Source organism: Tsuneonella sp. HG094 (genome assembly GCF_053819285.1).
In genome coordinates this window covers 214,318-228,836 of record NZ_JBSORA010000001.1, presented here as the reverse complement: position 1 = coordinate 228,836, position 14,519 = coordinate 214,318, and the positions used below count along the sequence as shown (strand labels likewise).

9 protein-coding genes are annotated in these 14,519 nt (G+C 69.4%); 2 read left to right on the top strand and 7 right to left on the bottom strand.

The genetic code is table 11. The annotated features are described in order from the left end of the window. The first annotated feature begins 46 nt into the window (after nucleotides 1-46). Complete coding sequence (locus ACWPMX_RS01130; RefSeq protein WP_455698213.1) at nucleotides 47-2,761, top strand: TonB-dependent receptor domain-containing protein; 2,715 nt, start codon at nucleotides 47-49, stop codon at nucleotides 2,759-2,761. Between the two features lie 69 nt (nucleotides 2,762-2,830). Here the strand turns inward: ACWPMX_RS01130 and ACWPMX_RS01125 are convergent, their stop codons facing one another. Together ACWPMX_RS01125 and ACWPMX_RS01120 are read right to left on the bottom strand one after the other, a co-directional pair. Continuing rightward, complete coding sequence (locus tag ACWPMX_RS01125; RefSeq protein WP_455698212.1) at nucleotides 2,831-3,505, bottom strand: response regulator transcription factor; 675 nt, start codon at nucleotides 3,503-3,505, stop codon at nucleotides 2,831-2,833. A 54-nt stretch (nucleotides 3,506-3,559) separates the two neighbouring features. Next, nucleotides 3,560-6,046, bottom strand: a complete 2,487-nt coding sequence (locus ACWPMX_RS01120; RefSeq protein WP_455698211.1) for a DUF2339 domain-containing protein — start codon at nucleotides 6,044-6,046, stop codon at nucleotides 3,560-3,562. Between the two features lie 94 nt (nucleotides 6,047-6,140). On the opposite strand from ACWPMX_RS01120, the gene ACWPMX_RS01115 reads away from it, so the two are divergent. Beyond that, entirely contained in the window at nucleotides 6,141-6,905 is a 765-nt protein-coding gene (locus tag ACWPMX_RS01115; protein ID WP_455698210.1) for a Crp/Fnr family transcriptional regulator, read from the top strand. Nucleotides 6,906-6,914: 9 nt separating this feature from the next. Here the strand turns inward: ACWPMX_RS01115 and ACWPMX_RS01110 are convergent, their stop codons facing one another. The 5 genes from ACWPMX_RS01110 to zwf are packed head-to-tail and all read right to left on the bottom strand — an operon-like array spanning nucleotide 6,915 to nucleotide 14,517. Then, nucleotides 6,915-9,680, bottom strand: a complete 2,766-nt coding sequence (locus tag ACWPMX_RS01110; protein WP_455698209.1) for a phosphoenolpyruvate carboxylase — start codon at nucleotides 9,678-9,680, stop codon at nucleotides 6,915-6,917. Continuing rightward, nucleotides 9,677-10,291 carry a bifunctional 4-hydroxy-2-oxoglutarate aldolase/2-dehydro-3-deoxy-phosphogluconate aldolase gene (eda, locus tag ACWPMX_RS01105; protein ID WP_455698208.1) on the bottom strand — a complete coding sequence of 205 codons (615 nt, stop codon included), beginning with the start codon at nucleotides 10,289-10,291 and terminating at the stop codon, nucleotides 9,677-9,679. Before eda ends, ACWPMX_RS01110 begins: the two co-directional genes overlap by 4 nt. Continuing rightward, complete coding sequence (gene glk / locus ACWPMX_RS01100; protein ID WP_455698207.1) at nucleotides 10,288-11,259, bottom strand: glucokinase; 972 nt, start codon at nucleotides 11,257-11,259, stop codon at nucleotides 10,288-10,290. The genes eda and glk overlap by 4 nt, the downstream gene beginning before the upstream one ends. After that, complete coding sequence (gene edd, locus ACWPMX_RS01095; RefSeq protein ID WP_455698206.1) at nucleotides 11,259-13,064, bottom strand: phosphogluconate dehydratase; 1,806 nt, start codon at nucleotides 13,062-13,064, stop codon at nucleotides 11,259-11,261. Before edd ends, glk begins: the two co-directional genes overlap by 1 nt. After that, the gene (gene zwf, locus ACWPMX_RS01090) at nucleotides 13,057-14,517 is read right to left on the bottom strand and encodes a glucose-6-phosphate dehydrogenase (protein WP_455698205.1); all 1,461 of its coding nucleotides are present in this window, start codon (nucleotides 14,515-14,517) and stop codon (nucleotides 13,057-13,059) included. Before zwf ends, edd begins: the two co-directional genes overlap by 8 nt. Nucleotides 14,518-14,519 lie beyond the last annotated feature (2 nt).

Sequence of the window (14,519 nt, the reverse complement as noted above, 5' to 3'; positions counted from 1 at the left end):
CGCGACGGGCGCGGCCTCCCCGTCCAGCTATCCGGGGGAACCCACAATGCGCCGCCTGCGACCCTTCGCCGCCGTTCTCCTCGCGGGGACCGGCCTTGCCGCCGCGCCTGCCTTCGCGCAGGCCGAGCCCCAGCCCCTGCCGACCGCCGGCGAACAGGTTGCCGAACCGGCCCCTGAACCGGCCGAGGCGGATGCCCAGGTCGAGGAAGAGGTCGAGGTCTCCGCCCCCGGTTCCGAGGGCGCCGAGATCGTCGTCACCGGCCGCTTCATTCCCGAGCCCGTGCGCAACACCGCGCAGGTGGTCTCGGTCATCTCCGCCGCCGAGATCGCCCGCACGGGCGACGGCGACATTGCGGGCGCGCTGGTCCGCGTGACCGGCCTGTCGGTCAACACCAACGGCTTCGTCTACGTCCGCGGCCTCGGCGACCGGTACAGCCTCGCGCTGCTCAACGGCCTCGCGCTGCCCTCGCCCGAGCCGCTGCGCCGCGTGGTGCCGCTCGACATCTTCCCGACCAGCATCGTCTCGAGCGCGGTCGTGCAGAAGAGCTATTCGGTGAACTATCCCGGCGAATACGGCGGCGGCGCGATCAACCTTACCACCGCCTCGCTGCCCGACGAAAGCTACCTGACGCTCGGCGTCGGCCTCAGCGGCGACAGCGAGACGACCGCCCAGCTCGGCTACACCTATTACGGCAGCAAGCGCGACCTGTTCGGCTTCGACGACGGCACCCGCGACCTGCCCGCCGCCCTGCGCGACAACGCCGGCGGCCTTGTCGATGCGGGCGTGCTCGAGAACGAGGACACGTTGATCCTTCAGCGCAACCGCCAGGTTCCCGCCAACTTCAGCGCCTCGCTCGCCGCGGGGTACGGCGCCGACTTCGGCGACACCCGCTTCGGCACAATCGCTTCGGCGAGCTTCTCGAACGGCTGGAAGACGCGCGGCGCGACCCAGCAGACCGCCACCGCCGGATCGCTGTTCAACAGCAGCTACGGCGTGCGGACCGAGAACAAGATCCAGGGCAGCGGCCTTCTCGCGCTCGGCCTCGACCTGCCGCAGGGGCACAAGATCCGCCTCACCAACGTGTTCATCCGCGACACCTCGAAGGTCGCGCGGGTGCGCGGCGCGTTCGAGAATATCCAGACGCCGTTCACCGATCTGGAGGACGACCGCCTGACCGGCCCCTACGATTCACTCAACTACGAAAGCAGCTACGTCCAGCGACAGCTGCTGACCTCGCAGGCGGTCGGCGAGTTCGAGTTCGGCGCGGTCGAGCTCGACCTGCGCGGCAGTTATTCGAAATCCGACCGCGATTCGCCGTACGAGCGCACGACGCAGTACCGCTACGTCGGCTCGACGGGCGGCTATGCTGTGCGGCTCGGCGCGCCGACGGGCGTGATCTTCAGCGCGCTCGACGAGACGGTCTGGGCGGGCGGCGCGGACCTCGCCTACGACCTCACCGGCCTCGTCAACGGCAAGCTGTCGGCGGGCTACGCCTACAGCGACACCGGGCGCACGTTCCAGAGCCTCAACTTCGTCTACGACGACGGCGGGGCGCCGATCACCGGCACCGGCCAGTCATACCTGCCGATCTACTCGCTTCTCACGCAGGAGCTGATCGACTTCGAGGACATCAGCCTGCGCCAGGTCAACCGCGCGTTCGGCCAGGCGCAGTACAGCGGCGACCTGACCGTGCACGGCGCCTATGTTCGCGCCGACGTCGAGGTCGCGACCGGGATGCGGCTGGAAGCGGGCGTCCGCTACGAGGACGCCAGGCAGCTTCTCACCCTGCCCGATCTCTACGGCAACAACCCGGCGGGTGCCGGCACATCGGCGGTCATCGCCAAGGAGAATGCCTACTGGCTGCCCGCTGCGACGATGACGTGGAATTTCGCCGAGGACTTCCAGTTCCGCCTGCACGGATCGAAGACGATCGCCCGCCCGCAGTTCCGCGAACTGGGCACGATCCCGGTGCTCGACGTCGAATCCGACCGCCTGCTCGCGGGCAACCCATTCCTGACCGATAGCACCCTGTGGAACGCCGAAGGCCGCGTGGAATGGTATCCCGGCCGCGGCGAGCGCGTGTCGCTCGCCGGCTTCTTCAAGTCGCTCGACAAGCCGATCGAGACGATCGCCACGATCGACGCGGCGGGGACGCTGCAGGTGACCAACGCCAACGCGCCCAAGGCGACGCTCTACGGCATCGAGGCGGAAGTGGTGAAGTACGTCGGTCTTGAAGGCCTCGGCGACGGCTTCGCGCCGTTCCGCCTGGCGCTGTCGGCCAACTACACCTGGAGCAAGTCCAAGCTGAAGGTCGGCGCGGACGACACCACGGTGCTGTTCCCCGGCAACATCGACAGCCCGCTGATCGCGCCCGCTTCGCAGGTGTTCACCGACGGCAGCCCGCTGACCGGCCAGTCCGAGCATCTCGCCAACTTCCAGTTCGGCATCGAGAACACCGACCGGCTGGAACAGCTCACGTTCCTGCTGACCTACGCCAGCGAGCGCGTGACATCGCGCGGTGCCAACACCGGCGGCGTGCTCGATCCCGACATCATCGAAAAGCCCGGCTTCAACCTCGACATCGTCGCGCGGCAGGGCTTCGAATGGCCCGGCTTCGGCGAGCTGGAGCTGAAGGTCGAGGCGCGCAACGTGCTGGGCACCGACCATGTCGAATACCAAGACTACGGCACCGGCCGCGCGGCGATCAACAACTACGCGATCGGCCGCACGCTCGCCGGATCGCTCAGCGTCAAGTTCTAGGGAATTTGCGTCCCTCCCTGCCTGCGGGGCCGCTTCATTCGAGGAGCGGCCCCGTTTTTTGTCGGCAGGTCAGGGAAGGTCGAGCACGTAGCCCAATGAGCGCACGGTGCGCAGCGGGTTGCCCGCCCCCGCACCTTTGAGCGCGCGGCGCAACCGGCCGATCCACACGTCGACCGTGCGCGCGTCGATGGCCGGTTCCTGCTTGCCGAGCCCGGCGATGAGCTGTTCGCGGGTCAGCACCCGGTTGGGGTTCTCGGCGAAGAACAGCAACAGGCGGAATTCGTTGGGCGGCAGCGGCACGGGCTTGCCCGCCCAGCGCGCCTGCAAGGCGGACAGGTCGACGGTCAGCTCGCCCACCTCGAACCGCTGGCCGATGGTGCGCTGCTGCTGGTGCGGATCGACCGCGATCACCCGGTCGAGCACGCGCGTGCGGTCGATCGGGCCGAGCATGTAGTCGTCCGCCCCGGCCTTCAGCGCGCGGCGGCGATCCTCGGGGTCGTCGGCCTCCAGCACCATCGTGATATGCGCTTCGCTGGTCCGCGGGTCGGAGCGCAGGCGGCGGCACATCTCGAGCCCCGCAAGGTCATCGAGCACCCAGTCGACGAAGGCCCACACGGGCCCTTCGACCAGCCGCTGCGGACCTTCCGCCCCGATCTTCGCGAACGTGTAGCGCCGCCCCGCGTGGATGAAATCGTCCATCCGCTCTGCAGTGCTGTCGGTGAGGAAAATATTGACCACGTCCATCCATGCCCCCGGCCTGAAAGCATGGATTGGCCGCTGGATGTGACGGGCGCGTGACTATGATGACGGTGCGGCGATTTCCTTTGCCGGCGCACGCAACTGGCGGTTGTAGAACCAGCCGATGCCGATGAGGCTGAAGCCCAGCGCCATGAACGATGCGATCCGCGCAAGCCCCTCCAGCCCGGCCGCGTCGACGAGGAACACCTTGAGCACCGCGACGACCATCGCCGCGAGCGAGCCGATCCGCCAGGTGCGGCTGCCGGTCCGCGTACCCCACAGCAGGAACCCGATCGCCAGCAGGATGCCCATGAGCGAACGCAGGAGGTCCTCGGTCGGCGAGACTGGCACCGAGCCGAGCCACGATCCCGCGAACGCCTGCCGGAGCTGCGACATCGCGAACAGCGCGATGACGACCATCGTCGCGGCGTCGATCGCCCAGCGCAGGTACGACGACTCGGCAGGCAGCCATCGGCGCAGGAGCACCAGCGCGGCGATTCCGGCGGCGTAGGCGGGCACCAGCGCATTCGCGAGCGGCAGCGCACCGACGAGCTGGTGCGCCCACAGCGGATTGTGGAGGCCGATCGCGAACCACGCGAAGTGCGCCAGCGACGCGAGCGCGAGGATGACGGCGGCACGGGTCGACCCGCGAGCATGTGCGATCCATGCGCCGCCGAGCAGCAGCGCTTCCCAGACCGCGCGCTGAATCACCCCGGTCGCTGCGAAATCACCGCCCGCCACGCCCGCGAAGGCGTGGCGATACGCGACGTGCGCGGCGATCGTAAGCGTAGTGAGCGCGATCGCGGCCACGATCCGCGCACCGATGACCGATCCCGGTCGTGCCAGGACGAACCAGCCTGCCGCCGCCACTCCCAGCGGCAGCAGCAGCTTGCCCGTCTCGGTCACGGTCGGCAGCGCGGCGGCGAGGATCGGCGTTCCGACGAGGCCCGTCAGCGTGGCCTCCAGCCAGATCGCAACGGGAGAGGATGCCCACGCCGCGGCAATTGCGACGAGCATGGCGAGCGCTCCCACAAGGCTCCGCGACCGCCAGGCGGCCGCCACCGCCACGAGCGCGGCGACCCACGCGAGCCACGCGTCGGTTGCCACTTGCGCAAGCGCATCGTACGCGACCAGCACCGCGACCGCCTGCGCAGCCCACGCCCAGCGGACATCGCCTCCGGTGCGGCGCGACAGCCATGCGGCCCCCGCTGCCACGCAGGCCAGCCCCGCAAGGCCCAGCGCGAGGAGCGGCTCCGGGCCGCCGGTCGCGCTTTCGGAAAAGTGCATGTGGCTGGTCGCCGCCAGCCCCAGCGCGACGCCGCTTGCCTGCCCGACGTCGAGCAGGCGGCCGTGACCGCGCGCAAGCTGCGCCAGGGGCACCCCTGCAAACAGCGCCGCGATGCCGAATGCGACCGCGGCGAACATCGCCGAGGCCGGAGTCGGCCAGAACGCGGTCAGACCCACCGCGACCACCGCCGCAACCGCATTGCCCTCTCGCATGGCCGGCTCGCGCCAGCCGAACCACGCGAGCGCCGCGCCGAGCAGCAGGTAGAGTCCCCATTCGAGCCCGCCGAACCCGCCCTGCTGGACCAGTGCCGCAAGCTGGAGTGCGGCAAGCCCGGCGGCCGCCATCCGCACCCAGCGGTGCGTGGCCATGCCGCCACCCGCCAGCGCGGGAACGATGCCGCCGAGCAGCACGAGGTACGCGCCGAGAACGGCCACGTCGGGCGTGCCCGACGGACCGTTCGCGATCAGCAGTGCGCCCCAGCCGAGCCCTCCCGCGAGCGAAGCGATGGCGAGCCATGAGCGGTCCTGCCTACGGCCGGTGAAGGCGAGGCCCGCGGTGACCAGCGCGAGGTAGAGCGTGAGCAGCGGCAGGTTCGCCTCGTCGCCGCCGACCAGCGCCGGGGCCGCGAAGCCGCCTACGAGCGCGAGCACCGCGCTCGGCAGGCCGAAGCGGAACGACAGCGCGATCGCCGCCCCCGTCACCGCCGCCAGCCCGACGAAGGCGAACGCGGGACCGATCAGGCCGTAGGTCGTACCCGCGAGGTAAAATGCGGCATAGAGCGTCGCGAGCCCCGCCCCGGCGAGCGCCTGCGCCACGCGCGGGTCGGCGACCTTCTCGCGCCAGCGATAGGCGACCTCGGCTCCGACCACGAGCGCGACCCCGAAAAGGCCCGCGAGCAAGACCCGCACGCCCGGCGTCAGCAGGCCCGCATCGATCGACCAGCGGACAAGGAAGAACCCCGCCACCGCCAGCGTCACCCCGCCCGCCCAGATCGGCAGCAGCCGCCCGAATACGTCTTCGATGTCGAAGCGCGGCATGGTGGGTACAGCCACGCGGTCGCGCCAGGTTTCGGTTTCGGGCGCCAACATAGGTGTCGGGACCGGCTCCCGTTCGGCGGGCGCGGCGGCAGGTTCAGGTTCGGATAAAGCCTCGACGCGGGCAGGTGCCACAGGCCGATCGAGGGTCGCCACGAACCTCTCGAGCGCACCCACCCGCCGCCACAGGACGAAGGTGATCACGCCGAGAACGAGTACCGCCAAATATACCATCGTGATGCAGGGATGACGCACCCGGCAGCTTTTTCAAGCGCGACCGGAACCGAATGCACATTTGGATAGCTTGAGAGGCGACGTGGTGGATGATGTCGAACAATACCCCCTGACGGGACGCTTCCTGCTGGGCCGCTCGCGGCACGCCATGGGCGAGCGCGAAAAGGACCTGCTCGAAAGCTCGATCGGACAGGTCGAGGAGTTCGACAAGCCGACCCGCATCCTCGCACGCGGCGAACCGGCCGACCGGTCGACGATGCTGATCGACGGCTTCATTTTGCGCACTATCGAGGAAAACGACCGGCGCTATGTCGTCGGCATCCAGGTGCCCGGCGATTTCGTCGATCTCCACGCCTATGCGCTGAAACGGCTCGACCATGATGTTGTAACCGTCGGCCCGACCCGCGTCGGATATGTGCCGCACGACGTTATCGGCCGGATCCACGAGAACGAGCCGCACCTGTCGCGGCTGTTCTGGTTCTCGACCCTGCTCGACGCCGCGATTCATCGGCAATGGACGCTCAAGCTAGAACAATTGAAGGCCAGCCGCCGCGTGGTGCACCGGCTTGCCGAGATCTGGGCGCGGCTGGAAATGGTCGGGCTCGGCCGCCCGACCGGTTTCCGCTCGCCGCTGACGCAGATCGACCTTGCCGACATGTGCGGGACCACCCCGATCCACATGAACCGCGCGCTGTCCGAACTGCGGCGCGAGGACCTCGCCGAATTTCGCCGCGGGCTCGTCGTGGTGCGCGACCGCGAACGGTTTGAACGCTTCGGCGACTTCGATCCCGCCTATCTTTACGGCGCGGGACCGCTTCACGTGGAGCACGAACTCGACGGGGTCGACTAGCCTCCCGCGCTAACCGTGCGCGCCGAACAGGTTGGCGATCGCGACCGAGACCCTGAGGTTGAGCTGGTGCGCGGCGTCGATGGCGTCGATGTAGTCGCGCTGGATCGCCGCGTAGCCTTCGTTGCCGCCGTCGGGATAGTCGCCCGCCTCGTCCACCGCGAAGTCCTCTGCCCGCGCCACCTGCGCCGGATAGGCGCGGCGTAGCTGCGCGAGCGCGTCGTCGATGCGGAGCGTGAACACCATCTCCAGCACGTCGTCGCGGCTGATGTCGTTGGCGCGGGCGAAGGCGGGAATGCCGACCGCCTTCAGGAACATGTGCTGCATCAGCGCGAGGCGGAGCGCATGCAGCACCCCGATCTCGCGGCGGACCTGCTCGCGGGTGGCGAGCGGGCTGTCGTCGGGGATCAGCGAGAGCAGGCGGTGAAGCTTCAGCGCATCGACCCGCAGCCGCGAGGCGAGGCGGCGGAAAACGCCGTTGCGATCGTCCTTGGTGAGGTACTCGGCGAGCGCGGCGCAGGGCGCGGCCAAGTGATCCTCGGTCCCGCGATAGGTGCGGCTGGCCCAATAGGCCGAATTGAACAGCTCGCCATAGGCGGCAACGGTCTTGATGCTCGCGAGCGAGTTCGCCGCGCGCAGCAGCCGCACGATCTGCCTCCCGCGCGGGCTCTCGCGGAGCAGCGCGGCCAGCTCGTCGAGGTTGCCGTCGGCCGCGGTGCCCACTCCGGCGATCACGTTCACCGGGTAGCCGAGCTGCTGCAGGATCGCGTTGTGCGGGATCGCGCGAATCTGGCGCAGGCTCATGTCGCGGTCGGCCGCGAGGTCCGACTGGCGGCGCGACTTGCGGCTGCCGGTCTCGACCAGCGTGCCCAGTCCGAACGCGGTGATTGCGCGCGAATAGGTCCGGCTCTCGAGGTGTTCGCGCTGGTGATCCTTGATAGCGCGGTAGAAATCGAGGCTCAGGTCGGTGCGGCGATAGAACGGGTCGGCCGGGGCATCGCTGTCGGTGTCGGCGGGCCGCAACCCTGCGATCCGGGTCAGCGTCGCCAGCGCGAGTTCGGGCGTTGCAAAGAACAGGTAGCCGTCGCCGCCCTGAAAGCTGACCTCCGGCTCGAGCGCGATCCCGGCTCGCACGAAGCGCCGCCGCGCCCACGGGCTCAATGGCCATTCGAGGCGATCGGCAAAGCTCGCCGGGTGCGCGCCGCGGCCCATGCTCTCGCCGTGGGTGTCGAAGATCAGGGCGGCCACATCGGCCAGCCCATTCGCCTCCATCGCTCCGGCGAGGCGGCCCTGAAGGCGTTCGATCGCGAGGCTCGCGGGAATCTGGCCGACGAAGCGCCCCGCGTCGGAAAAGCCGGTCTGCACCGCCACCCGTCCCCGCTCGCGGGCATAGGCTTGGTAGGCGGGCTCGGCGAGCAGCGCTTCGAGCAGGCGGCCGCCGTGCTCCAGCGCGCTTTCGGTCTCGAAAAGCGGCGAGACATCGACCTTGTCGGCAATGCCGAACAGCCTGGCGAAGTAGAGCGCGGACAGCACCGTCGCGGGCTGCTCGCATTCGGCGATCAGCATCCGGATCGGCGCGTCGGCGTCCACGTGGTGGAGGATCTGCGCCATCGACAGGAACTGGCGGATCGCGGTCGAGCTCTCCACCGCGAGAGCGGCGAAGTTGGCGCGCAGCGGCACGATTCCGTCGAGCATCGCGCGCAGCGTGGCGATAGCGCCGCGGCTGCCGATGTCGATCTCGTGGTCGTCGGGCAGGCGGCGGCGGATCGCGTTGTGAAGCTGGCTCGCGTTCACGCGGAAGTGGATCCAGCCCATGCCGAGACCGTCCGCGCGCATCGCGGCAGCCAGGGTGCGCAGCGCGACGCCCCGCGCGTCGTCGCCCGCTTCGGCTTCCAGCCGCTCGATCACCGGCGAAAGGCTGAGCAGCTTGTCGGGATGGTCGGGGGTCAGTCTGTTAGCGGCGGCGGCGAGCGCTGCCGGATCGTCCAATTCCCCGGTGAAATCGCGCGCGTGGTCGCCCGCGCGGGCCGCGGCCCGGCGCAACAGGCCGGTGAGGTCGTGGTCGGGAACAATGCCTTCGAGCCGGTCGGCATAGCGCGCCAGGCGCTCGGCCTTTTCGGCGAGGCGATAGGCGATCGAGGTGTGCCACTTGATGTCGGTCCGCCCGTCCATGTCGTAACCGACCCAGGTGGCGAAGCGGAACGGCAGTGGGGCGAATTCGCGCCAGCGATCGGGCCAAGCGGTCCGCGCCCGGGCGATCAGGTCGCCGACGATTCGGTCGCGAGCGTCCTGCGCATGGGCGATCGCCGCCATCGCCTGCTCGTGCTCGTAGTCGAGTGTGATCGCCGCCCTCTCGCCGGGCACGGCACACACCGCCGCATCGACGGGACCGGGCCCGCCCGCCGCAAACGCCACCGCGTCGGACTGCGCGGGCGCGAGCAGGAACGTCGGGTGCGCGGTGAACACCGCATGGAGCTGCGGCCGCGACCAGCGCGCGGCAAACGCATCGAAATCGGCCTCATCGGCGACGAGTTCACTCAGGGCGCTGTCGGCGCGGGCCGGCTCGACGAGGCATTGCAGCCGCTCGGCGCGGCTCTTGAGGCCGGTGCATTCGAGCTCGGCAACGATGTTAGCCACGCCTTCCAGCGTCAGGTCGCCGCCCTCCAGCGCGCGCGACAGGTCCAGCGAAAGCTGGAAGACCGGATTGAACAGCGGGGTATCGGCGGTTTGCCGATGGTGGACCTGCAGGCGCTCGACCAGCTCGTCCACGGTCTTCATCGGCCGAGGCTCGCCGCTTCGCGTGCGAGGCCTTCGACCTGTGCCCGGTCGGGCGGCCCCTTCGGCGAGACCCAGCTTCCGCCGACGCAGAGCACCGGCTCGAACGCTAGCCATTCGGGCGCGGTATCGACCCCGATTCCGCCGGTGGGGCAGAACCGGCACTGGCCGAACGGCGCGGCGAGCGCCTTCAGCGCCGGGAGCCCCCCTGCGGCCATCGCCGGGAAGAACTTGAAGTGGGTGAGGCCGAGGTCGAGCCCGCGCATGATGTCGCCCGCGTTCGCGATGCCGGGCAGGAACGGCACGCCCGAAGCGATCGCCGCCTTGCCCAGCGGCTCGGTGAGTCCGGGGGAGACGATGAACTCGCTACCCGCCTCGAGCGCCTCGTCGAGCTGGCGCGGATTGGTCACCGTGCCCGCGCCGACGATCGCGCCGGGTACCGCCTTCATCGCGCGGATCGCGGCGAGCGCATCGGGGGATCGCAGCGTCACCTCGAGCACCGGCAATCCGCCCGCGACAAGCGCTTCGGCCAGCGGCACCGCGTGCGCTAGGTTGTCGATAACAATCACCGGGATGACCGGCGCGGTGCGCATAACGGTGGCGATATCGGTCATGCGTGCTCCGAAACGTAGGCTGCGGCGGCCCCGAAGAGGCCGGGTTGGGGATGGACGATCAGCTTGACGGGAATCCCCGCCATCAGTTCGGCGAAGCGGCCCTTGGCGCGGAAGCGCTCGGCGAAACCGGACTTGAGCAGCGTGTCGCGGATCCGCAGACCCAGACCGCCCGCGATCACCACGCCCGCGAAGCCGCCCTGCACCAGCGCGACGTCGCCCGCGACCGAGCCCAGCGAGAGGCAGAACCGGTCGACCGCCGCGGCGGCGAGGCTGTCCTCGCCGCTGGTGCCGCGAGTCCAGATGGCGATGTCGTCTTCCTCCAGAACCGCCCGCCCCTCGAGAGCGGCGAGCGTGTGGTAGATGTCCGAGATCGCCGGTCCGGCGACCACGCGTTCGACCGAGACGCGGTTGTGCCGCTTGCGCAGCCGGGCAAGAATCGCGTCCTCGATCTGGTCGAGCGGGGCGAAGTCGATATGGCCGCCCTCGGTCGCCTGCACGTGGTAGCCGCCTGCGCCATCACGCCACAGGTGCGCCACGCCGAGGCCGGTGCCGGGGCCGATCACGCTGATCGTGCCCTTCTCGCCCAGCGGCGCGTCGGGTCCCGCTAGGGGGAGGAACTGGTCGTCCGGCGCGCGCGCGACTGCGTGGGCGACCGCTTCGAAATCGTTGACGATGGTGAAACGGTCGACATCGAGCTTCTCGCGCACGAGCGCCGGGCGGATGATCCACGGGTTGTTGGTGAACCGGATCACCTCGCCGCCCACCGGACCCGCGATCGCCATGCCGACCGCGCGCGGCAGGGTGCCGCCCCGCCGGTAGCGGAAATCCTCCCACGCGGTCTGGAAGCTGGCGTGATCCTCGGTGTGGAGCGTTTCGACAGCGCCCAGATCGATCCGCCCGTCATCCGCCACCGTAGCGATGGCAAAGCGCGCGTGGGTGCCGCCGATATCGACCGCGACGAGTTCCATCAGAGCCCTCCCGCCGCCAGCATCGCGCTCGCCCCGCGCTCGGCGGAATCGGCGCCCAGCCGGAACATGGCGTAGAGTTCGCGGCCCATGCCGTGGAGATCCTCGCGCATCGTTGCAGGTTCGCGCGCGGCGAGGTCGGCATCGGTCGACAGCGCGCCGGTGGTCGCGCAGAGCCGCACCATGTCGCCGTCGCGCAGGCGGGCGAGCGGGCCTCCACCGAGCGCCTCGGGCGTGACGTGGATCGCCGCGGGCACCTTGCCGCTAGCGCCGCTCATCCGCCCGTCGGTGACGAGCGCGACTCTGTAGCTGCGGTCCTGCAGCACGCCCAATGGCGGGGTCAGCTTGTGGAGTTCGGGCATTCCGTTGGCGCGCGGCCCCTGAAAGCGCACGACGACAACGACGTCGCGGTCGAGTTCGCCTTTAGCGAAGGCTTCGGCCACGCTCGCCTGATCATCGAACACTCTGGCCGGCGCCTCGATCGTCCAACGCGCTGGGTCGACCGCGCTGGTCTTGAAGCAGGCGCGGCCGAGGTTGCCCTCGACCAGCGTCATCCCGCCATCGGGCAGGAACGGATCGACGGCAGGGCGCAGCATCGCGGTATCGCCGCTCGCGCCGATTTCGCGCCAGGCGAGCGTCTCGCCGTCGAGCCACGGCTCCTTCGCGTAGTCCGACAGGTCGCCGCCCCACACGGTCACGATGTCACGGTGGGCCAGACCCGCCTCGAGCAGCTCGCCCACGACGAAACCCATGCCGCCAGCGGCCTGGAAGTGGTTCACGTCGCCCGCCCCGTTGGGATAGACTCGCGCGATCAGCGGGACGACCGACGACAGCTCCGAAATATCGTTCCAGTCGAGCACGATGCCCGCCGCGCGCGCCATCGCGGGCAGGTGGATCGCGTGGTTGGTCGATCCGCCGGTCGCCAGCAGGCCGACCACTGCGTTGACGAAGGCCTTTTCGTCGCAGGTGCGCGCCATCGCGAAGTCGGGATTGTCGGCGATTTCGGCCAGCCGGTGGACCGCCGCGCGGGTCAGCGCCTGCCGCAGCGGCGTGCCCGGCTGCACGAAGGCCGCGCCGGGGACGTGGAGACCCATCATCTCCATCATCATCTGGTTGGAGTTGGCGGTGCCGTAGAACGTGCAGGTGCCGGGCGAATGGTAACTCGCGCTTTCGCTCTCGAGCAGTTCGGCGCGGGTCGCCTTGCCTTCGGCATAGAGCTGGCGGACCTTCTGCTTTTCCTTGTTACCGATCCCGGTCGGCATCGGGCCGCTGGGCACGAACACCGCCGGCAGGTGGCCGAAGCGCAGCGCGCCCATGACGAGACCGGGGACGATCTTGTCGCAGATGCCGAGCAGCGCCATGCCGTCGTACATCGCGTGGCTCATAGCGATGGCCGTCGCGAGCGCGATGGCATCGCGGCTGAACAGCGACAGCTCCATGCCGTCCTGCCCCTGCGTCACTCCGTCGCACATCGCCGGTGTGCCGCCCGCGACCTGCGCGGTCGCCCCCGCCTCGCGCGCCCAGACCTTCATCTGCGGCGGGTAGGCGCCATAGGGCTGATGCGCCGAGAGCATGTCGTTGTAGGCGGTGACGATCGCCAGATTCGGGCCGCGCCCCGACTTGATCGCCGGCTTGTCCTCCAGCGCCGCGGCAAAGCCGTGCGCCAGGTTCGAACAGCCGAGCGAGTGGCGATCGGGGTGCCGATCGCGCTCTCGGTCCATGAGGTCGAGGTAGCGCGCCCGGCCGTCGCGGCTGTTGGCGACGATCCGCTGGGTGACGCGGTGGACGGTGTCGTGGAGGTTACTCATGCCAGCTCACCCCGTCGCGTTCGGCAAGGGCGATGGCGGCGCTCGGCCCCCAGTTGCCCGCAGCGTAGGGCTTGGGCACGCGGGCCGCCTTTTCCCAGACGCGCCGGACGCTATCGATCCAGTCCCACTGCGCCTCGACCTCGTCGCGGCGGACGAACAGCGTCTGGTCGCCTTCGATGAGGTCGAGCAGCAGCCGCTCGTAGGCGATGCGCTTGACCGCACCGGCGAATGCATCAGGCATCGAGATGTCGAGCGGGACCGGACGCAGGCGCAGCCCCTCGCGATCGAGCCCCGGCACCTTGGCCATCAGCGACAGGCTGATGTTCTCTTCGGGCTGGATGCCGATGACGAGGCGGTTGGGCCGGGTCTTCGCGCCACGACTTTCGAAGATCGAATAGGGCACGCAGCGGAACTGGACGACGATCTCGGTCACGCGTTCGGGCAGGCGCTTGCCGGTGCGCAGGTAGAACGGCACGCCCTTCCACCGCCAGTTGTCGACGTGCGCCTTGATCGCGACGAACGTCTCGGTATCCGAATCCTTGCCCAGCTCCTCGTCATATCCGGGCACGGCCTTCCCCAGCACGGCGCCCGCGCGGTACTGGCCGGTCACCGTCTCGGCCTCGGTGATCGGGCGCAGCGAGCGGAGCACCTTCACCTTCTCGTCGCGCACCGCGGTCGCATCGAAGCTGGTCGGCGGCTCCATGCAGACCAGCGCGAGGAGCTGGAGCATGTGGTTCTGCACCATGTCGCGCAGCGCGCCGCTGTCGTCGTAATAGGCGACCCGGCTTTCCAGCCCGACCGTCTCGGCGACGGTGATCTGCACGTGGTCGATGTAGTTGGCGTTCCAGATCGGCTCGAACAGCAGGTTCGCGAACCGCAGCGCAAGGAGGTTCTGGACCGTCTCCTTCCCGAGGTAGTGGTCGATCCGATAGATGCGGTCCTCGCTGAACGCTGAAGCGACCGCATCGTTGATCTCTCGGCTTGAGCCGAGATCGGTACCGAGCGGCTTTTCGAGCCCGATGCGGACGTTCGCCCCCGCCAGCCCGGCGGACCTGAGACCCGCGATCGTCGGCTCGAACAGGCTCGGCGCGGTCGACAGGAAGATGGCGAGACCTTGCTTCGGCTTGCCGACCTTCTTCGCCAGCGCATCGAATCCATCTGTCCTAGACGCATCGAGCGCCTGGTAGCTCAGCCGGTTGAGGAAATCGGCCATGCCCCCGCGGCGCGCGGCGGGAAGGTATTTCTCGAGCGCGGCCCGCGCGAAGTTGCGGAATTCCGCGTCGGACATCTCCGACCGCGCGGTGCCGACGATCTTGAGGTCGGGCGACAGCAGCCCGTCGTGCACCAGCGCGGCGAGCGAAGGAAGCAGCATCCGCTGGGCAAGGTCGCCGGTCGCGCCAAACAGCAGCAGGCGGTCGGCGGTGAAGTCGGCACTGGCTCGGGCGTCGGTCATGG

What these genes read in the sequence shown, in the direction of transcription:
- ACWPMX_RS01130 (WP_455698213.1), top strand. Translation starts at nt 47, where the DNA reads ATGCGCCGCCTGCGACCCTTCGCCGCCGTTCTCCTCGCGGGGACCGGC.
- ACWPMX_RS01125 (WP_455698212.1), bottom strand. Translation starts at nt 3,505, where the DNA reads ATGGACGTGGTCAATATTTTCCTCACCGACAGCACTGCAGAGCGGATG.
- ACWPMX_RS01110 (WP_455698209.1), bottom strand. Translation starts at nt 9,680, where the DNA reads ATGAAGACCGTGGACGAGCTGGTCGAGCGCCTGCAGGTCCACCATCGG.
- eda (WP_455698208.1), bottom strand. Translation starts at nt 10,291, where the DNA reads ATGACCGATATCGCCACCGTTATGCGCACCGCGCCGGTCATCCCGGTG.
- glk (WP_455698207.1), bottom strand. Translation starts at nt 11,259, where the DNA reads ATGGAACTCGTCGCGGTCGATATCGGCGGCACCCACGCGCGCTTTGCC.
- edd (WP_455698206.1), bottom strand. Translation starts at nt 13,064, where the DNA reads ATGAGTAACCTCCACGACACCGTCCACCGCGTCACCCAGCGGATCGTC.
- zwf (WP_455698205.1), bottom strand. Translation starts at nt 14,517, where the DNA reads ATGACCGACGCCCGAGCCAGTGCCGACTTCACCGCCGACCGCCTGCTG.